Consider the following 19,062-nt stretch of genomic DNA (forward strand, 5'->3'; position numbering starts at 1 on the left):
CCTATGCCAAAATATTTTAATACCATCAAATTGAAAATTTCTGATGAAGAGAAAAAACTTCGCTTAGAAGACTATCGCTATGCCCTTCAAAACGGCTTTTACTTTGGACCACCTGTTGATATCCACGATTTTATGAATAAAGATATCTTTGATGAATTCGTTCGTTTTAAATGTCTTGTTTGTGGCACTGAACATGTTGAGGAATATGATATCTTACTAGAAATTTGGGATGAATCTATTTCTGATTATCCTAAAATATACTGTGAAAACTGTGGGAAAGAATCTTCTGTACCACTTGATGTTTATCATAAACAAACCTTAAAGGTTTTTAGATAATTGTTTTGACTTATATCTTACTCACCCACATAACTGTGGGGTTTTTGTCTATTTTGATTTTTAGATTTGAAAATAGAATTTCCTATTAAGACAAAAAAGCACCCTCGGGTGCTTTAATCAATATCAAGTTAGATCCAACCTCTTAGTTTAACTGCATCAGCAACACGTTTAATTGCGATACCATAAGCTGCATCTCTCATAAATAAATTCTTCTTTTGAGATAACTTATAGACTGCATGGAATGCATCAGTCATTTTGATATCAAGTTTTGTTAAGACTTCATCAAGTCCCCAGTAATAATTCATATTACATTGAACTTGTTCAAAATAGCTACAAGTAACACCACCAGCATTACACAAGAAGTCAGGAATCATAAAGATACCTTTTTGCTTAATGACTTCATCAGCTTCTGGTGTTGTTGGACCATTTGCTCCTTCAGCAATCATTTTCACTTTTTTAGAAATTTGTTTAACATTGTCTTTAGTAATTTGGTTTTCTAGTGCACAAGGTAATAAAATATCTACATCTTGTTTGATCCAATCATCACCATCTAAGACTTCACAACCAAGTTGCTCAACTGCTTTTTGTTTATCAATTGTGCCATAACCATTTGAAATACTCAATAGCTCATGAATGCAAATGCCATCTTTTTTACGATAGGTAATTGCTTTTTTCTCATGAATATCCCAACTACTAACTGCAGTAATTTTACCACCAAGTTCTTGATACAAGATTGCCGCATATTTACCAACTTTACCAAAACCTTGTAAAGATGCAGTTGTGTTTTTAATATCTATCCCTAAAACCTTTAATGCTTCTCTCACTGTATAAATAACACCATAACCAGTCGCTTCATTACGCCCTAAAGAACCACCCATACCTACTGGCTTACCAGTAATAGCTCCTGGATAATGTCCTCCGTATATCGTTTCTAATTCATCAAGCATCCAAAGCATATGTTGCGAGTTTGTCATCACATCCGGTGCAGCAACATCAATCACTGGACCAACATTTTTAGATAACTCACGTACATATCCACGACATAATCTTTCTTGCTCTCCTTCAGACATTTCTCTTGGGTCACAAATAACGCCACCTTTACCACCACCAAGTGGTATGTCCACTACAGCACATTTCCATGTCATCCACATCGATAATGCTCTTACTGTATCAACAGTTTCTTCAGGATGGAATCTAATCCCACCTTTTGCAGGACCTCTAGCATCATTGTGATGTATTCTAAATCCTTTGAACACTTTAGTCGTTCCATCATCCATTTTCACAGGAATGGTAATATGAATTTCTTTTCCTGGTTCTCTAAGTAGTGCTTTTGCTGCTGGTTCTAAGTTGATATTGTCAGCAACACTGTCGAATTGTTTTTGAGCAATTAAAAACGCATTGTAATTTTGATCTTTCACAGCATGTTCTCCCTTGTCTATTTTTTAAGCCTACATCGTTATCAATAAATGCGAACTCATAAATATCGTGTTTAAAAAGAGATAGTTAATCTCTATTTATGTTTATAAGTTTACGCTTTATCTTATCCACTAACATTGTAACATATCATTTTTAAAAATGAAAGCGCTTTTATGCTTTTTATTTAAAAATAAAAACACAGGTAATTTTTAATAAATTATTCCTGTGTTTCATATATATTTTTTAAGAATTATTTTCTCTTCCATCACCGAAAATTTGATTGAATTGACGATGAACTCTAACAAATGTTGTGGATCTTGGTAAATGCTTTAAGGTAGGTGCACCTACATATGTACATGTCGATCTTATCCCACCCAAAATATCTTTTACAGTATGATTCAAATCACCACGATATGGAATGCGAACTGTCTTACCTTCACTTGAACGATATTCTGCAACTTCACCGTAGTTCTTCTTCATTGCAGTCTCAGAACTCATACCATAAAATCTAACATATTTTTTCTCATCGATAAGTGGTTTTCCAGTTTCAATATTGATCTTACCGTTTAATACGTATTCAGTAATGACTTCTCCGCCACCTTGATCGTGACCAGCTAGTAAGCCACCAAGCATAACAAAGTCTGCCCCACCACCAAAAGCTTTTGCTACATCTCCAGGACATGTACAACCACCATCACTAATGATGTGAGCACCTAATCCATGAGCTGCATCAGCACACTCAATGATTGCAGACAATTGTGGATAGCCAACACCAGTTTGAATGCGTGTTGTACAAACGCTACCAGGTCCAATACCTACTTTAACAATATCTGCACCTCTTAATATTAATTCTTGAGTCATATCAGCCGTAACAACGTTACCAGCAATAATTGTATGATCTGGGTAATTCTTTCTAACTTTCTCAACAAAATCTCCAAAATGTTCAGAATATCCATTCGCAACATCTATACAAATAAACTCTATGTCTGGATGAGCTTTTAAAATATCAACTAGGTTTTGATAGTCCTTAGCATTTGTTCCAGTACTTACAGCAAAATATTTAGGATTGATTTTTGCTTTCACTTTGTCGATGTCTTCTTTAGTATATGTTTTGACTAAACAAGTAAATAACTCATGTTCTTGTAGTGTTAAAGCCATATTAATCATACCAACACCATCCATATTAGATGCCATAATTGGTACCCCAGTCCATGTCTTTTTGCTGTGTTTAAACGTATAGACTCTATTTAAATCTACATCTTTTCTACTTTTAAGTGTCGATCTTTTTGGTCTAATTAATACATCACTAAAATCTAATTTTTGATCGTCTTCAATACGCATACCCAAAAACCCCTTTTCTTAATTTCCCCTACTTATTATACATAAATACTATATAAATATAAAGGGCAATATCAAATAAAACTAGTACACTATATTTTTTCTAATTTATTAATCGTTTTAAAGAATAATAGCGAAAATAGTCCACCTAATCCATCAATGCCAATATCGAATATTTCAAACGCTCTACCCTCTGAAAAAATCTGAATGCTCTCATCTAAAATCGCAGTTATAATTACCGCAAATAATAAGTATTTCATTGGCTTTTTGATTGATAGCAAATAATATCCCCAGAATATACCTAAAACAAAGAACTGACTGAAATGGGCACCTGTTCTTATCCATGAAGTCAAAAAGGACTCTGATATATTGATCTTAAATATGTCAAGAACATAAAGAGCAACATTCGTGATAAAGCCTGATTGACTAGATGAAATAGTAGCATTTAGAGTTGAATTAATCCAAATGATTGATGTCATCAAGAAAACAAGAGCTAACCAAAGATGTGAGTTTTGCTTAAAAATCCTCGTCTTCGTCGTCTTTTTCATGATTTACAACAACTTTATCATTCACAAACTTCTTAATCTTTTCTTCCCAATTATTTGTATAATTGGTTTTAACCTTAAACCCGTCATATGGGAAAAAGATCGTGTTTATAATTGGTATCAAAAATAAAATTAACCAAGTAGGATGCCATTCATCTAAATAAAAACTTATCCCAATAAATGCACCAATAACAACGATATTGACCAATTTCTTTGGAGTAATTCTTTTTTCTAATATCGTATTGAAAACTGGAACTAATAAAAATACTACCCATCCTGGGTGCCATAAATCAAATCCAAATCCTAAAATCAAAAATATAAACAAAGCTAAAACTGGTAACATGTCATTTAATCTTTTAAATACATGTCTAGAAAACAATATCCAGCTCAATGGTATTAGTAAAAAGAACACCCATCCTAATTTCCAATTATCCAGATAAAGACCTGAAAACAAAAATAATACTAAAGATATCATCGGCATTGCAGCAATAATTCTTTTTCTCATGTTTTTATTGATTTAATCCAGTGATTAAATCTCTCCTTTCATATTTCATACAATGTCATTATAACAAAAAAATTTCGATTAATGAACATCATGGTTTAAACTTCTTCAATGTTTGTCATAAAACATAGGATTTCATTTTAATCAATTGAATTATTTGCAGAATTGCTATATAATGCATTTATAAAGTATAGGAGGTTTTTCTATGAATAAAGCAAAATATGGATATGGTTGGGTACTTAAATTTGTACTAGCAGCTATTTTACTCGGTGTTGGTATTTATATGGTATTTGCTGATGAAGTTGTATATGCAATTACTGGGGTAACCATTGTTATATTTTCGTTGTTTAGAGTATATCCACTCATTAAATCATTAAATAAAGAAGTTTTAAGAACATTAAATTTAATAGAGATCATTTTTGACACACTCATTGGTATATTGATTATCTATATTGCTTTTACTTATAAAGACACATTAAGTGATCAAGCAATATGGAGCGCAGTTTATAGATATGCTTTAGTATTCTTCTTTTACGCAAGAGGGCTTGTATATTTTAACTCTGTTGTCTTTTTAGGTGAAAAAACTGAAGTTCCGAAGTTCTGGGTTCATATCGTTGTCTTATCATTAGGCGCAATCATTGCAGTATATCCGAATTTTGATTATGAATTAGTAGGTATCTTTTTCCTAATTATTTCTTTAATCGGTTCAGGTTATCTAGGTATTGACGGCTATGGTGGTTATAAGAAATATCGTGAGTTTTCTAAAGAACTAAATGAAGGTGAACAACCACAAAAGAAAAAAGAAAAACAAGCACCAAATAGACCAATTATTGAAGAACCAGAGGAAGAAGAGAAACGACCATACGTTAATTAAGATTCATAAAAACACTGTTCATTCAGTGTTTTTTTAAGCACATCTAAGGAGATTATCATGACAAAAAAAATACACATCGCAGGTATACTATTCGCATCTATTTTCGGATTTTCATTTCTATTTTCAAAAATTGCATTATCATATGTTACCCCTATAGGTCTTATAGCTTATCGTTTTTTGATTGCATTTATTACTTTTGAAATTTTAAGACAACTTAAGATTATCAAAATCAACATAAAAAAAGAGCAAATGAAATACTTAATTGCGGTTGCTTTTTTTCAACCCATTTTATACTTTTTATTTGAAACCTTTGGGTTAAACTTAGTATCCAGTGGTGAAGCAGGTATGATGATTGCACTTATCCCTATCTTTGTTGCAATCTTAAGTTCTCTAATCATTAAAGAAAGACCAAAACCTATACAAGTATTATTTATTTTACTAAGTGTAACAGGTGTAATCATTATTCAACTAAGTAAGTTAGGTAGTGAAAGCAATTCTGAAGTTTTAGGCTTTATTCTTCTGCTATTAGCAGTTATCTCAGCAGCCATGTTTAATATTGCTTCTAGAACTGCTTCACAAAAGGCATTAAGGCCTATGGAAGTTACTTATTTTATGATGTTATTTGGTGCATTTACATTTAACATTATTTATGTTATTCAATTAATCGTTGAGCAAAGAATTGGTGATTATTTTACTAACCTTTTATATATAGATATTTTATTACCTATTGTTTACTTAGGTATTGTTGCATCAATTGGTGGTTTCTTCTTGGTTAACTTGGTGCTCAGTAAAGTACCTGCGCATGTATCTTCAATTTATGCGAATTTGTCAACAATAGTCGCAATCATTGCAGGTGTTATATTATTAGATGAAACCATTACTTTGTATCATATCATAGGAAGTATATTTATCATCACTGGTGTTTACGGCACTGTTAGATTTAATCGAAGAAAAAAATTATCTGATTAATGGTACGAAAAAAACGGCTTAATTAAGCCGTTTTTTTGTCATCTTTAGGTTTCATTGTTTTTAACCAAATACTAATCAAGTCAATGATTGTGCCGATAACCGCAATCACCGTTACAACAATCACAATATTTCTAATGCCGTTAGATATATAAGTTGTGCTTTGATCCATGACTGATGCTAGTTTTGTAACAAAACCAGATGAAATTAAGTCAGGATGATTAATAAATAACAAGCCAATCATTAAGGATATAATTGCGCTAGCTGTGTAACATATCGCAACTTTTACTTGCCACTGCCCAACATAAAGTTGAACAAGGTGTGAAATCAAACCAACAACAGCAGAAATCATGAAAAAGATAATAAACTGATCGGTTACATTTTCATTTAATAATGGTGTTATGAGTGTGCCATTTTCATACCATGCAATGACAGGAATATATCTAAGTAAGACGATGATGAAGATGACTGAAAATATCACATGAAATATTAAACTCACCATTGTGTTTGTTTTAGATATATTTGTTTTCTTTGGTTCTGGTAGATCTGGTAAATCCTTAAGTTTCCATTCATTTGGTTTAATATCAATACTATTTTTTTCAATAAGCCAAAAAATGACTGTTACAATCGCAAACATACTAATGATTGTAGATATAAACTCACCAATGGTTCTTCCTACCACATAACCGATTGCTTCAAAAACTGATTCATGATTTGCATCAATAATTGAATCAATTGATGTAACAACTAATGAGATAACACCCGCGATAATAAAGACAATCTTCAAAACTCTAATATAATCTTCAAAATACAAAGGAGATATCAAATATCTTTTTTGTTCTTTATAATTATTTGCAATTTCTCTTGGGTGCCCAAGCTCATGCAATACTTTACTTATTTCTTCTTCACTTGGATTTTCAGGCAACATGTCATAAATGTTGGCACTGAGTTCAGCTTTTACTTCTTCTTGGTTTTCTTTTGGTAATCTTCTAGTCACATCAAAGATGTATCTTTCAATAAATTTTTTCATAATTATATCTCCTTCAATGATTGGTTAACATCAGTAACCATCTCTTCCCATGCTTTTTTTAAAGCTTTTAAAATATCAACACCATTTTCACTTAACTTGTAATACTTTCTAGGTCTACTTTCTGTTGTGTCCCATATGGAGTCAAGTAATCCTTGTTGATCAAGCCTTCTAAGCAACGGATATAAAGTTCCAGCCTCTATGCTTACATTTTTCTCATTTAGGACCTGTAATAAACTATATCCATATTGCATTTCTTTTAGTGCTGACAAGACAATCATGATTTGTGTTCCTCTTTTAAGTTCCTGTATCATGTTATCGAGCAAATCTTGTGTCGCCATAACCTCACCTCGATTTCATTATACTGTATGTCATACACTATTGTCAATACATTAATATTATTTTCTTCATTTTAATGTATGAGATTATTTTTATACTGTATTTTATTTGTTTTAAAATATAATTTTTCTCAAGTAAAGCCTTTTCATTGTAATTTCATTTTTAACATTCTATAATAAAGATAAACCATATAAGCATAATGTTTAGGAAATGGGAGGTCATTTATGTTAAATGTGATTAAAGAAAGAAAGTCTGTTAGAACTTATTTAAAGAAGGATTTATCTGAAAAAGATTTAAAGGCTGTAAAGCAAATCGTAAAAAAACATAATGAAACTAAAGGATTTTTTGGTCATGAAGTTAAGTTAGATTTTTTTGAAAAACCATTTGTGGATGCAGAGAAAAAAGCTAAAATTGGTACTTATGGATTTATTACTAATCCACCAAGTTTTATTGCTGGATGTGTTGATAACTCATTCTATGGCATGGTTGATTATGGATTTATATTTGAAAATATGATCCTTGATTTAACTGAACAAAAACTTGGCACTGTATGGATTGGAGGCACCTTTGATAGACATACTTTTGATTTCATGCAAAAAGAACATGAGATTGTTCCTACGATAACACCTGTAGGTTATGAAGACAAAGATCATCACTCGTTAAAGGAAGATGAAGTAAGAGAACATGTCCATGCTGATCGCAGAGAACCTTTTGATCAATTATTCTTTAATAATGATTTTGATACACCTCTTGATGAAACACATGCATATGCAAAAGCATTAAATTATGTTAGACTTGCACCATCTGCTGATAATAAACAACCATGGCGCGTTATTGTCAAAGGTCACGATGTTCACTTTTATTTAGAAAGAACACCAGCGTATGGTGAATCTTTAGAATTTGATGTTCAAGCGATTGATATGGGTATTGCATTATCTCATTTTGTTAAAGGTTTAGAAGAATTAGGTTTCAAATTTAAGGTTTCGAATGATTTTGTGAATATTAAATTACCTGATTTTGAATATGCATTTACAGTTAAAGTATCATCTTAACGTTTATCGCTTTATATTTATTATAATAAATGATAGAATACAATTAAGGTGATGACACAAATATTCATCAAATTACAGCTACATGTGTCGTGTAGCTGTTTTTTTAAAAGGTGAGTTTTATGTATGATTTACTTAGTAAATATTATGATCGGTTATTTAAATTCAATCCTTCATTTAAAGCATTTCTTTTTCCCTATGCAACTAAAAAAGGTGAAGCCCTAGATTTAGGCTGTGGTACTGGTCGCTTGACTCATCTTATTTCTACACTTGGTATGCATGTCAAAGGCATTGACTTAGATCCTTTCATGATTCAGAAAGCATCCAAAAAGTATCCAACACTTTCTTTTTCTACTGAAGACATGATTGATTATGTTAAAACCCCTACTGAGACCTATGATTTAATTACTTGTTTTGGTAATACAATTGTTCATTTGGATGAAAGAGATTTAAATAATCTTTTTATTCACGTTCACTTGGTTCTTCATAAACATAAGTTTTTTATCGTTCAATGTTTGAATTATTTTCGAATTTTGAAAGAAAAACCCGATGGGTTACCAGATTTATCAGATGATGAGATACTACTTCATCGGAAATACACCTATTATAATGATTACATCATGTTTCAAACCGTACTTTTTGAAAACGATGATGTATTTGAACTTGGTGAAACTAAGCTATATCCTTATTCACATACATATTTAATGGATTTAGGAAGACAACACGGCTTTGAAGTTGAGATTTATAGTGGACCTGATTTTTCACCTTATTCATACGATGAATCTCACGTTTATTTAATATTCAAAAAAATTTGAAAGCGAGGCATTGATATGCATTATCAAAATTATTTAAGTCATGATAATCCTGTAGTAACGATTAAAGTCAAGAATTTTGGGACAATCAAATTAGAGCTATTTTCTCAAGTGGCACCCAACACCGTTTATAATTTTATCTCTCTCATCCAGAAAAAATACTATGACGGACTCATTTTTCATAGAATTATACCTGAGTTTATGATTCAAGGTGGTGGCGGTACGCCTATCAAGACAATTATCGGTGAGTTTGACATCAATGGTCACCAAAACCCACTTAAACACACACGAGGCGTCATATCTATGGCTAGAACCAATGATCCAAATTCCGCAACTTCTCAGTTCTTCATTATGCATAAAGCTGCGCCACATTTAGATGGATCTTATGCATCTTTTGGTGGTGTGACTGAAGGTATTGAAGTTGTTGATAAAATTGTTAGTCAGCCAAGAGATATCAGAGATAGACCATATGATGATATTGTGATTGAAAGCATCACTGTTGATCTTAAAAATAAAGTCTATCCGAAACCTGAATTATACCTATAAAACACAAGAAATCATCTTGTGTTTTTTTCTTTTTAGAATGTAAATAAATGTAATATTTTTCTGAGAACACTTTCATGTAAAATCATACCTTCCACCTCTTTCATTTAAAAAAATACTTGATATAATAGGTGCACAAGGTAGGTGAGACAATGGACGAATACAAATTACATCGGCATATTTTATGCATAGATTTAAAAAGTTTCTATGCGTCTGTTGAATGTGCTGTAAGACAACTTGATCCCTTTAAAACACCTTTAGTGGTCGCTGATGCAGGACGCGGTGGTGGTTCTATTGTGCTAGCTGTATCTCCTTATCTTAAAAGTCTAGGTATTCCTAGTAGACTTAGATTTTATGAGCTCCCTGAGAACATTGATATGATTGTAGCTAAGCCGAGAATGAGCCTTTATCTTGAGTATTCCGCAAAGATTATTGAGGTTTATTTAAAATTTATTTCCGAAGAAGATTTGTATGTTTACTCGGTTGATGAAGCTTTTTTAGATGTCACTGAATACTTAAGTTACTATCAAATGACTGATGTAGAACTTGCTAAAAAAATCTTAGAAACGATTTATGAGGAAACCAAACTATTTGCAACCGTTGGCATTGGTCCAAATATGTTGATTTCTAAACTTGCTCTTGATATTGAGTCTAAGAAAGCCCCTGATTTTATTGCAAAGTGGACGTACGATGATATCAAAGAAAAACTATGGCCAATCGAACCATTAAGTGAAATGTGGGGCATAGGATATAACATGCAAAAACGGTTGAACAAACTCGGTCTAGTTAAAATCGGAGATATTGCGCATTACAATATACTAGAGCTTAAAAGACAATTTGGTATCTTGGGTGAAGAACTTTATTATCATACACACGGTATTGATATGAGTATGATTCAACAAAAGCAAAACGTAAGATCAAAAAGTAAGAGTTATGGTATTGGGCAAACACTTTTCTCTGATTACTATGTTCCTGATGTTTTTCAAATCATACTAGAAATGGTCGATGATATTTCTAGAAGGCTTAGACTTTCTCATAAAGTTGCAAAAACCATCCATTTAGGTATCGCTTATAGTAAGGAAGTTGGTGGTGGCTTTTCTAGACAAATTACCTTAGATCAACCCACTTCTTCTGAAAAAACAATTTACGAAACATGTTTAATGTTATTTCATAAACACTACGATAAAGGTGAGCCGATTAGACGTGTGCACGTCAGTGCATCACAGCTTCAAAAAGCTCATGTCTATCAGTTTTCATTGTTCGAAGATCCTGAACGATTACTCAAAGAGCACAACTTATTTCAAACTGTTGATGAAATGAAGTTCAAATATGGCAGAAATGTTATCAATAGAGCTTCAACTGAGCTTGATTCATCAACTGCAAAAGCTAGAAATAAAATGATTGGAGGTCACCATGCATAAATACGTTGACCGTGGTATCATAAAGTGGGCTCCATTTGATGCACTTGTAGGCTATTCAACATTGCTCAATGAACTTAGATACAAATTAGGTAAAAAACATAAGCCTGTTTTAAGTGATGATCAGTACGAAGAATTGAATCGCAAGCTTCATTTTGCATTTCATCACAAAATCGATATTGAACTCGAATACTTCTATGATGGCTACATAAAGACAAGTTACGGTTCGATTAAAAAACTCGATTTTATTCACAAAAAAATCATTTTATCTACATTTGAAAAAATCGATAGTAATGCCATCTTAAATATTATATTTTAAAAGGGACAATTTTAGGATTGTCCCTTTTCGTTATACTTTATCAATATGTGATACAACTTTTTTTAATATTTTTTCTAGCATCTTTTTTTCATCATCTGAGATGACAGAGAATATATCATTTAATATATCATCATTTTTATGCTTGACTTCTACAGCGATATGAAAGCCAACATCAGTTAAATGATATTTGTTTTTGTAACCTTTCTCATTGTCTTTAACAGCATAACCAAGATTAAGCAGGTCGTTGAGTGCTCTTGAGGCATGTGCTTTATCGTGTTTTACAATATCAATAATCTCAGTTTGTAATAATCCATTTTTATGATTCGATAACAACATCATATATGGAATATGTTGTTTAGATAGTCCTTGAGATTCAAAAAATCTTAAATGCTCATCCATAATTTTCTTTTTTATGACATGCAAGAAAACTGGTAGTATCGCTAACTTTTCTTCCATAAGAACACCTACATATCAAACTGACTGTTATATAAGTCAGCATAGAAGCCTTGTTTTTCAAGTAAATCTTGATGTGTTCCCATTTCAATAATGTCACCGTTGTTGAGCACTAAAATCACATCAGCATTTTTAATGGTTGATAAACGATGGGCAATCACAAAAGTTGTTCTACCCTTCATTAAGCGGTCCATAGCTTCTTGAATCAGCATTTCTGTTCTCACGTCAACGCTTGATGTCGCTTCATCTAGAATAAGCATAGGTGCATCTGTAACCATTGCTCTAGCGATGGTAAGCAATTGTTGTTGCCCTTGTGAGATCGAACTGTTTTCTTTGAGTTCATGATCATAGCCAAATGATAATGATTTGATAAAATGATGAACATTTGCAGTTTTTGCAGCACTAATGATTTGCTCATCAGTTGCATCTGGGTGTCCGTATTTTAAATTATCTTTGACTGTCCCATGAAATAACCATGTATCTTGTAAAACCATACTAAATAGTTTATGTACTTCATATCTTGTCATATCTTTGGTCGATATGCCATCGATTTCTATATGTCCTTCGTTGACTTCATAGAATTTCATGAGTAAGTTCACAAGTGTCGTTTTTCCTGCTCCAGTAGGCCCTACAATAGCAACTTTCTGACCAGGTTTCACGTCCAAACTAAAACCATGAATGATTTCTTTATCAGGTTCATAGCCAAACTTAACATTTTTAAATGATACATGTCCTTTAACATTTTTGAGTAGAACTGTCTTATCTTCCGGCTTCATTTCTTCAAGATTTAAAAATTCGAATACACGTTCAGTCGCAGCTAGTGCTGATTGAAATTGTGTTAAACTTTGAGCAATACTTCCTAATGGTTGATTAAAGTTTCTAACATATTGAAGCATACTTTGGATGTCACCAATAAGAATCGTTCTTCTTACGGCTAATAAACCACCAAAGACTGCAATGAGCATATAGCTTAAATTTCCGACAAAATTCATAATTGGAAACATTAACCCTGAAAAGAATTGACTCTTCCATGCTGATTCATATAAGTCATCATTATGTTGTTCAAAAACATTTAAGAATTTATCTTCTGCTTGATAGGCTCTAAGAATTTGTTGTCCTGTAAATGCTTCTTCAATATGTCCATTGAGTTGGCCTAATGTTTTTTGTTGCTTCCTAAAGTATTTTTGTGATTTTTTCATAATAAATCTCATGATAAAACTTGATAAAGGTAATGAAATTAAAGCGACTAATGCAAGTTGCCATGAAACAATAATCATCATAACCAAAATACCAATAAGCAGTGTAACTGATGTAAATATTTGTGTGATTGATGAATTAACAGCTTGACTGATTAAATCAATATCATTACTCATTCGACTTAGAGTATCACCGTAAGACGTTTGATCAAAGTATTTCAATGGCACTTTATCCATCTTATCAAACAAATCGCTTCTCATTTTTTTGGTGATTTTTTGAGTGGTGCGGGTAACAATGATGCCTTGCAATAAGTTAAAAACATAACTTAATGCGTACAAAGTAATTAAAATAAATACAATTTCATAAATACGATCAAAATTAATACCTGTTGTATTAAATATACCTAATTGTACTTCATTAGTGATTTGTCCTAACAAACGAGGACCTAAAATATTGAAAACAGCAGATAATGAAGCAAATGTGATTACTATAATAAATATAATTTTATATGGTGCTAAGTATTTAAGGAGTAATTTAAATGCTTTTTTCATGGATTTAGGTTTTTGGCCTACGCCCATCATGCGTCCAGGACCATGCGTTGGTCTTTGTTGCGATCTTTCTTTAGCCATTTGCAAGTTCCTCCTTAGATAGTTGTGCATATGCAATTTCTTGATATGCTTTACATGATGAAAGTAAATCTTGATGTGTACCTTGTCCGACAATATCTCCTTGATCTAGAACAATAATCTGATTTGCATCCATAATCGTACCAATTCTTTGTCCTACAATGACATTAAGTGCATCTTTAACTTGAGATTTTAAATTAGATCTTAAAAGTTTGTCTGTTTTATAGTCTAATGCACTAAATGAATCATCAAATATGAATATTTTCGGTTGCTTGACTAATGCTCTAGCAATGGAAAGTCTTTGCTTTTGTCCACCTGAAACATTCTTACCGGCCTGGTCAATTTGATAATCCAGACCTTGCTCGTTTGCATCTACAAAGTCTTTAATTTGTGCGATTTCTAATGCATATAAGATATCTTCATCAGTTGCATTTTTATTTCCAATCATCATATTCTCACGAATAGTTCCCGAAAACAACAATCCTTTTTGAGGTACATAACCCATCATTTGATATAGGGTATCTAAGGCATAGTTTTTAATATTAGTACCATTGATTAAAATCTCACCTTCAGTGACATCATAGAATCTTAAAAGCAACTGAATGATGGTAGATTTACCAGATCCTGTTGATCCAATAAATGCCAATGTTTCACCTTTTTTGGCTTTAAAGCTAATGTTTTTAATCACACACTCTTCAGCATTTGGATATTTAAAGCATACATTTTTAAATTCAATATCTATATCAGTTGGAACTTCAAACTCACTTGCAAGCGTGTTATCAATCTTATAAGGCGTTTCAATAACTTTCATGATTCTTCTTGCAGATACAAATGCTCTTGGTAAGAAGATAAACATCATAATAAGCATCATGAAGCTCATCATGATCATCATGCCATAAGAGATAAACTCAATTTGAATGGCTAAACCTTCAATAGGTGTTGATCCTAATAGGTTTTGACTGATTAGTGTTGCCCCAACAACAATAAGTGCCAAGTTCAGTCCATTAAAAACAAGTGTCATCCCAGGATTTAAAAAACTCATAGCAGTATTAACAAACACATGTGTTTTCGTAAGTCTTGTATTTACACCTTCGAATTTTTCTTGTTGAATGTCCTGAGCATTATGTGAACGAATAACTCTTAGACCTGTTAAAGTTTCTCTTGTGACTTCATTTAAATCATCTGTACGTTCTTGGAGTTGATTAAATTTTGGTCCTACAATCACAAAGATCACAGTCACCATCATAATGATTGCGACAACACCACCAATAATAACCATAGTCATTGTAATGTTTAAACTTGTGACTTTCAAAATGGTAGCAATCGCCATAATTGGTGCTCTAAAGATAAGTCTAAGCATAATAATTAAAGCGTTTTGAACTTGTTGAATATCATTGGTTGAACGTGTAATCAAAGAAGGTGTAGAAAACTCATTAACTTCTTCTAATGAAAAACCTTGCACATGTTCAAACAACTTCTTTCTAGTGATGTTTGCAGCTCGAGTACCAACACGTGCAGCAAAGTAACTTGCTATAACAGTTGATATAATACTACCTAATGTTACAAGTAACATCCATAATCCTTCATTTAAAATTAAACTTGTTTGACTTTCTCCTGTTTGGTATGCATTACCAATAAAACCAATGATATTACCCATATATTCTGGTAGCATCAAATCAAGCATGACTTGAATATAGATAAAAAATAATATCAGTAGAATGAAGACATAATGATACCATTTCAAAAACTTAAATATTTTTAGCATACTCCACCTCATTTTTATAGTTCATAATCTATTATCTATTTTTTTGTTGATTTGTCAACAATTTTACTTAATTACTTTCATATATTATCTTGACTATAGCAGTAATAAAGTTTATAATAAGAGTATAAGTTAAGAAATTAAGAGATGAGAGCAAAGTTATAAATAGAGATTCTATTTTACTTTGCATATTTTTTTAAGGAGAGGATGTATCATGCCAATAGATCAACGTATCATACCAGCAATTAGTAATCACCAGGCATTAAAAAAATTTATAGATTCTTCTTATACTTATGGTATTTTAATGAATTTCCAACTTGCTCAACTTCCAGATTTGGTTAAAGCATTAAAAAACAGCCATAAAAAAGTTCTTATTCATTCTGAACTTATCAAAGGATTATCCAGTGATGAATACGGTGCAATCTATTTGATTCAAGCATTGAATGTTGATGGGATCATCTCAAGCAAACCAAAAGTCATTGAGGTTTGCAAAAAAAGAAATGTCACAGGCATATTCCGATTTTTCTTAAAAGATTCTACTGCTTTAGAGCAAAGCATCAATATTGCCCAAAAACTAAATCCTGAGTACATCGAAATATTACCTGCATCGTGTACAGATATGATTGGTTCAATCAAAGACCAGGTTCATTCAGAAATACTCATGGGTGGTCTCATTTATGATAAGAATCAAATTAATAGATGCTTAAAATCAGGTGCAATCGCAGTAACCGTATCAAATCCAGAATTATGGATATAACATGTTAATCAAAAAATAGAGAAAAAAGAGAGAGAAAACTGATGTATATCATTTTTTTCTCTTTTTATATTTACAGGAGGCTTTCTTATGTATGATTTCACAATTATAGGAGCAGGTATTGTTGGTTCCTTAATCGCAAGAGAATTATCAAAATATGACTTAAAGGTCTGTGTTTTAGAAAAGGAAAATGATGTGGCTAATGTTCAAACACGAGCAAACAGCGCAATTGTTCACTCTGGACATGATCCAAAACACGGAACTCTAAAAGCAAGATTATCTGTTGAAGGTAACAAACTTTATGAAGATCTTGAAAAAGAACTTCACATATCTTTATTACGCACTGGGGCTTTTGTTTGTGCAAAAGATAAAGATGAAGTAAACGATATGAAAAAATTATATGAAAATGCTCTTTTGAATCAAGTTAAAGATATGGAGTTCTTATCAATTGAAGAAGCAAGAGTACTGGAACCAAATTTAAATCCAAGTATCAAAAAGGTACTATCATTGCCAACGACTAAAGTTTGTTTCCCTTGGGAAGTTGCTTTTTTCGCTTTAGAAAATGCGATTAAAAATGGAGTCGAATTACATAGAAATGCTCTAGTTACAGAAATAACACATACAAATCATATGTTTACCATAAAAACTAAAGACAATCAAACATATCAAACTAAACATGTTATTAACGCAGCAGGTGTTTACACTGATGAGATTGCAACATTAATTAACCCTAACATTCCTTATCAAATCAAACCTCGTAAAGGTGAGTATTACGTTCTTGATAAAAGTGTTAAAGGTTACATGGAACATGTGATATATCCGATGCCTTCTAAAAAAGGTAAAGGTGTTCTCATTACACCTCAAGTGCATGGCAATATTCTTTTAGGTCCAACAAGTGAATGGGTCAGTGATAAAGATGATATTAGCACTTCTCTTAAAGGATTACATTATATTAAAGAACATATTAAAGATATGGCTATTAACGTACCTTATCACTTAATTATTAGACAGTTTGCTGGTGTGAGATCAACCTCGACTTACGAAGATTTCTATATTCAGGAAGATGACGCAGTAAAAGGGTTCTATCATGTTGCAGGTGTTGATTCACCGGGCATCACTGCAGCTCCAGCAATTGCTAAATATTTAGTTGATGAAGTGATTAAACTTAGTCTACCCGTAAAACACACTTTCAATCCAATTTTACAAAAGAAAATTGTTTATAAAGATTTATCCAAACAAGAAAAAGATGAACTTCATCAAGATAAACCACTTTACGGAAGAATTATCTGTAAATGTGAAGATATTACTGAACAAGAAATCATAGATGCAATTCATGGTCCACTTGGCAGTGATACCATCAAAGGTGTCAAAAAAAGAGCAAGAGCTGGTAGTGGATTATGTCAGGGTGGATACTGTGAATCATTGGTACTTCGCATTATTGCAAGAGAAACGCACAAACCTTTACATGAAGTAAATTACGATCAAAAAGAAACGCAAATACTTGATAAAGAATCGAAGGTGGGCTCATGAAACAATCATATGACATTACAATCATTGGAGCTGGAGCTGCAGGATTATCTGCAGCACTTGAAGCTTATGATGACACATTAGATATACTCATTATAGAACGTGAAAAAAACTTTGGAGGCATTTTAAATCAGTGCATTCATAATGGCTTTGGTTTACATGTTTTTAAGGAAGAATTGACAGGACCAGAGTACGCACAAAAACTCATTGATTTAGTTATGGAAAAACAGATTGATTATCTACTCGACACAACCGTGTTAAATATATCTAAAGATGAAGTTTTTAGTATCAAAGCTACCAATATTACCTCTGGAGAGTTTATCATCGAGTCTAAAAGTGTCATTCTAACGACTGGTTGTTACGAACGTGCAAGAGGTCATGTTGATATTCCAGGGGATAGACCAAAAGGGATTATGACCGCTGGATCTGCACAAAGATATTTAAATATCGATGGTTATTTAGTAGGTAAAAAAGTTTTTATCCTTGGAAGTGGAGATATTGGACTCATCATGGCTAGACGTATGACACTTGAAGGTGCAACAGTTTTAGGTGTTGCTGAGCTTATGCCTTATTCAAACGGATTAACAAGAAATATTGTTCAATGCTTAAATGATTTTGACATCCCTTTATATCTATCTCATACTATAAAAGAAGTCGTTGGTAAAGAAAAGTTAGAAAAAGTCATTATTCAACAAGTCGATGAAAATAGACAGTTTATAGAAAATACCGAAAAAACTTTTGAAGTTGACACTTTACTTCTTTCTATAGGTTTAATCCCTGATGTTAAACTTTTTGAATCTTTAAGTATTGACACTGATCCACTCACAAAAAGTGCACTTGTCAATCAAAAATTAGAAACCTCAGTTAAAGGCTTGTATGCTTGTGGAAATGCCCTTCATGTACACGATTTAGTAGATGATGTAACTATAGAAAGTAGAAAAGCTGGAAAATATGCGAAGGCATATGTGATAAATCAAAAAGACATAGATAAAAAACAAGTTCCAATTCGTTTTGATCACCACATACGTTATGTCGTTCCTCAAGTAGTAGATTATCATCTTATTGATGAACCATTTGACGTATTATTTAGAGCAACTCAAAAACATGATGTATTAAAGCTAGTGATTAAACAAGGTGATCAAGTAATTAGGAAGAAAACTTTGAAGTATGTAGTTCCTGCAGAAATGCAAAAAGTACAAATCAAACCAGAAGATTTAATCAATGATTTACCAATAGAAATTATGGTTGAAGAGGTGTAA

The 19,062-nt window shown here is 32.2% G+C and carries 20 protein-coding genes; 11 read left to right on the plus strand and 9 right to left on the minus strand.

Annotated elements, in window-relative coordinates; genetic code table 11:
• Positions 1-3 precede the first annotated feature (3 nt).
• Positions 4-336 (plus strand): hypothetical protein, encoded by a 333-nt coding sequence (locus BK011_05940; protein ID AUD65246.1) that lies wholly within the window; start codon positions 4-6, stop codon positions 334-336.
• Between the two features lie 128 nt (positions 337-464).
• Here BK011_05940 and BK011_05945 read toward each other — a convergent pair whose 3' ends face one another.
• The 4 genes from BK011_05945 to BK011_05960 form a co-directional block, all read right to left on the minus strand.
• Positions 465-1,754, minus strand: a complete 1,290-nt coding sequence (locus BK011_05945) for a glutamate dehydrogenase (GenBank protein AUD65247.1) — start codon at positions 1,752-1,754, stop codon at positions 465-467.
• Between the two features lie 241 nt (positions 1,755-1,995).
• A complete protein-coding gene (locus BK011_05950; protein AUD65248.1) occupies positions 1,996-3,093 on the minus strand; it encodes a GMP reductase in 1,098 nt (365 codons plus the stop codon).
• 89 nt (positions 3,094-3,182) lie between these two features.
• On the minus strand, positions 3,183-3,638 hold the full coding sequence (locus BK011_05955) for a hypothetical protein (protein ID AUD65249.1): 456 nt from the start codon (positions 3,636-3,638) through the stop codon (positions 3,183-3,185).
• Complete coding sequence (locus BK011_05960; GenBank protein ID AUD65250.1) at positions 3,607-4,140, minus strand: hypothetical protein; 534 nt, start codon at positions 4,138-4,140, stop codon at positions 3,607-3,609. The genes BK011_05955 and BK011_05960 overlap by 32 nt, the downstream gene beginning before the upstream one ends.
• A gap of 202 nt (positions 4,141-4,342) precedes the next feature.
• On the opposite strand from BK011_05960, the gene BK011_05965 reads away from it, so the two are divergent.
• The gene (locus BK011_05965; protein ID AUD65251.1) at positions 4,343-5,011 is read left to right on the plus strand and encodes a hypothetical protein; all 669 of its coding nucleotides are present in this window, start codon (positions 4,343-4,345) and stop codon (positions 5,009-5,011) included.
• 57 nt (positions 5,012-5,068) lie between these two features.
• The gene (locus BK011_05970) at positions 5,069-5,980 is read left to right on the plus strand and encodes a hypothetical protein (GenBank protein ID AUD65252.1); all 912 of its coding nucleotides are present in this window, start codon (positions 5,069-5,071) and stop codon (positions 5,978-5,980) included.
• A gap of 22 nt (positions 5,981-6,002) precedes the next feature.
• On the opposite strand, the gene BK011_05975 is transcribed toward BK011_05970, so the two are convergent.
• Together BK011_05975 and BK011_05980 are read right to left on the minus strand one after the other, a co-directional pair.
• Complete coding sequence (locus BK011_05975) at positions 6,003-7,007, minus strand: hypothetical protein (GenBank protein ID AUD65253.1); 1,005 nt, start codon at positions 7,005-7,007, stop codon at positions 6,003-6,005.
• Between the two features lie 2 nt (positions 7,008-7,009).
• Positions 7,010-7,345 carry a PadR family transcriptional regulator gene (locus BK011_05980; GenBank protein AUD65254.1) on the minus strand — a complete coding sequence of 112 codons (336 nt, stop codon included), beginning with the start codon at positions 7,343-7,345 and terminating at the stop codon, positions 7,010-7,012.
• A gap of 222 nt (positions 7,346-7,567) precedes the next feature.
• Here BK011_05980 and BK011_05985 point away from each other — a divergent pair, with 222 nt between their 5' ends.
• From BK011_05985 to BK011_06005, 5 genes are all read left to right on the plus strand, one after another.
• Entirely contained in the window at positions 7,568-8,395 is an 828-nt protein-coding gene (locus BK011_05985) for a hypothetical protein (GenBank protein AUD65255.1), read from the plus strand.
• A gap of 119 nt (positions 8,396-8,514) precedes the next feature.
• Positions 8,515-9,207, plus strand: coding sequence for a hypothetical protein (locus tag BK011_05990; GenBank protein ID AUD65256.1), 693 nt, complete (start codon positions 8,515-8,517; stop codon positions 9,205-9,207).
• Positions 9,208-9,222: 15 nt separating this feature from the next.
• Positions 9,223-9,750 (plus strand): peptidylprolyl isomerase, encoded by a 528-nt coding sequence (locus BK011_05995; GenBank protein ID AUD65257.1) that lies wholly within the window; start codon positions 9,223-9,225, stop codon positions 9,748-9,750.
• Between the two features lie 149 nt (positions 9,751-9,899).
• Entirely contained in the window at positions 9,900-11,168 is a 1,269-nt protein-coding gene (locus BK011_06000; protein ID AUD65258.1) for a hypothetical protein, read from the plus strand.
• A complete protein-coding gene (locus BK011_06005) occupies positions 11,161-11,484 on the plus strand; it encodes a hypothetical protein (protein ID AUD65259.1) in 324 nt (107 codons plus the stop codon). Before BK011_06000 ends, BK011_06005 begins: the two co-directional genes overlap by 8 nt.
• A 30-nt stretch (positions 11,485-11,514) precedes the next feature.
• Here the strand turns inward: BK011_06005 and BK011_06010 are convergent, their stop codons facing one another.
• The 3 genes from BK011_06010 to BK011_06020 are packed head-to-tail and all read right to left on the minus strand — an operon-like array spanning position 11,515 to position 15,525.
• The gene (locus BK011_06010) at positions 11,515-11,940 is read right to left on the minus strand and encodes a hypothetical protein (GenBank protein ID AUD65260.1); all 426 of its coding nucleotides are present in this window, start codon (positions 11,938-11,940) and stop codon (positions 11,515-11,517) included.
• Positions 11,941-11,948: 8 nt separating this feature from the next.
• A complete protein-coding gene (locus tag BK011_06015; protein ID AUD65261.1) occupies positions 11,949-13,763 on the minus strand; it encodes a multidrug ABC transporter ATP-binding protein in 1,815 nt (604 codons plus the stop codon).
• Positions 13,756-15,525: a hypothetical protein gene (locus tag BK011_06020; GenBank protein ID AUD65262.1), complete on the minus strand. Its 1,770-nt coding sequence runs from the start codon at positions 15,523-15,525 to the stop codon at positions 13,756-13,758. Before BK011_06020 ends, BK011_06015 begins: the two co-directional genes overlap by 8 nt.
• A 211-nt stretch (positions 15,526-15,736) precedes the next feature.
• On the opposite strand from BK011_06020, the gene BK011_06025 reads away from it, so the two are divergent.
• The 3 genes from BK011_06025 to BK011_06035 all read left to right on the plus strand — a co-directional run bounded on the left by BK011_06025 (position 15,737) and on the right by BK011_06035 (position 19,062).
• Positions 15,737-16,279 (plus strand): hypothetical protein, encoded by a 543-nt coding sequence (locus BK011_06025; protein AUD65263.1) that lies wholly within the window; start codon positions 15,737-15,739, stop codon positions 16,277-16,279.
• Between the two features lie 87 nt (positions 16,280-16,366).
• Complete coding sequence (locus BK011_06030) at positions 16,367-17,806, plus strand: hypothetical protein (GenBank protein ID AUD65264.1); 1,440 nt, start codon at positions 16,367-16,369, stop codon at positions 17,804-17,806.
• Positions 17,803-19,062 carry a pyridine nucleotide-disulfide oxidoreductase gene (locus tag BK011_06035; protein ID AUD65265.1) on the plus strand — a complete coding sequence of 420 codons (1,260 nt, stop codon included), beginning with the start codon at positions 17,803-17,805 and terminating at the stop codon, positions 19,060-19,062. Before BK011_06030 ends, BK011_06035 begins: the two co-directional genes overlap by 4 nt.

The sequence above is a fragment of the Tenericutes bacterium MZ-XQ genome, assembly GCA_002838205.1.
GTDB lineage: Bacteria > Bacillota_I > Bacilli_A > Acholeplasmatales > Acholeplasmataceae > Mariniplasma.

Bases quoted from the DNA above. Each gene is read 5' to 3' on its own strand.
- BK011_05940 (AUD65246.1), top strand. From the start codon at position 4: ATGCCAAAATATTTTAATACCATCAAATTGAAAATTTCTGATGAAGAG.
- BK011_05950 (AUD65248.1), bottom strand. From the start codon at position 3,093: ATGCGTATTGAAGACGATCAAAAATTAGATTTTAGTGATGTATTAATT.
- BK011_05955 (AUD65249.1), bottom strand. From the start codon at position 3,638: ATGAAAAAGACGACGAAGACGAGGATTTTTAAGCAAAACTCACATCTT.
- BK011_05960 (AUD65250.1), bottom strand. From the start codon at position 4,140: ATGAGAAAAAGAATTATTGCTGCAATGCCGATGATATCTTTAGTATTA.
- BK011_05965 (AUD65251.1), top strand. From the start codon at position 4,343: ATGAATAAAGCAAAATATGGATATGGTTGGGTACTTAAATTTGTACTA.
- BK011_05970 (AUD65252.1), top strand. From the start codon at position 5,069: ATGACAAAAAAAATACACATCGCAGGTATACTATTCGCATCTATTTTC.
- BK011_05975 (AUD65253.1), bottom strand. From the start codon at position 7,007: ATGAAAAAATTTATTGAAAGATACATCTTTGATGTGACTAGAAGATTA.
- BK011_05980 (AUD65254.1), bottom strand. From the start codon at position 7,345: ATGGCGACACAAGATTTGCTCGATAACATGATACAGGAACTTAAAAGA.
- BK011_05985 (AUD65255.1), top strand. From the start codon at position 7,568: ATGTTAAATGTGATTAAAGAAAGAAAGTCTGTTAGAACTTATTTAAAG.
- BK011_05990 (AUD65256.1), top strand. From the start codon at position 8,515: ATGTATGATTTACTTAGTAAATATTATGATCGGTTATTTAAATTCAAT.
- BK011_05995 (AUD65257.1), top strand. From the start codon at position 9,223: ATGCATTATCAAAATTATTTAAGTCATGATAATCCTGTAGTAACGATT.
- BK011_06000 (AUD65258.1), top strand. From the start codon at position 9,900: ATGGACGAATACAAATTACATCGGCATATTTTATGCATAGATTTAAAA.
- BK011_06005 (AUD65259.1), top strand. From the start codon at position 11,161: ATGCATAAATACGTTGACCGTGGTATCATAAAGTGGGCTCCATTTGAT.
- BK011_06010 (AUD65260.1), bottom strand. From the start codon at position 11,940: ATGGAAGAAAAGTTAGCGATACTACCAGTTTTCTTGCATGTCATAAAA.
- BK011_06015 (AUD65261.1), bottom strand. From the start codon at position 13,763: ATGGCTAAAGAAAGATCGCAACAAAGACCAACGCATGGTCCTGGACGC.
- BK011_06020 (AUD65262.1), bottom strand. From the start codon at position 15,525: ATGCTAAAAATATTTAAGTTTTTGAAATGGTATCATTATGTCTTCATT.
- BK011_06025 (AUD65263.1), top strand. From the start codon at position 15,737: ATGCCAATAGATCAACGTATCATACCAGCAATTAGTAATCACCAGGCA.
- BK011_06030 (AUD65264.1), top strand. From the start codon at position 16,367: ATGTATGATTTCACAATTATAGGAGCAGGTATTGTTGGTTCCTTAATC.
- BK011_06035 (AUD65265.1), top strand. From the start codon at position 17,803: ATGAAACAATCATATGACATTACAATCATTGGAGCTGGAGCTGCAGGA.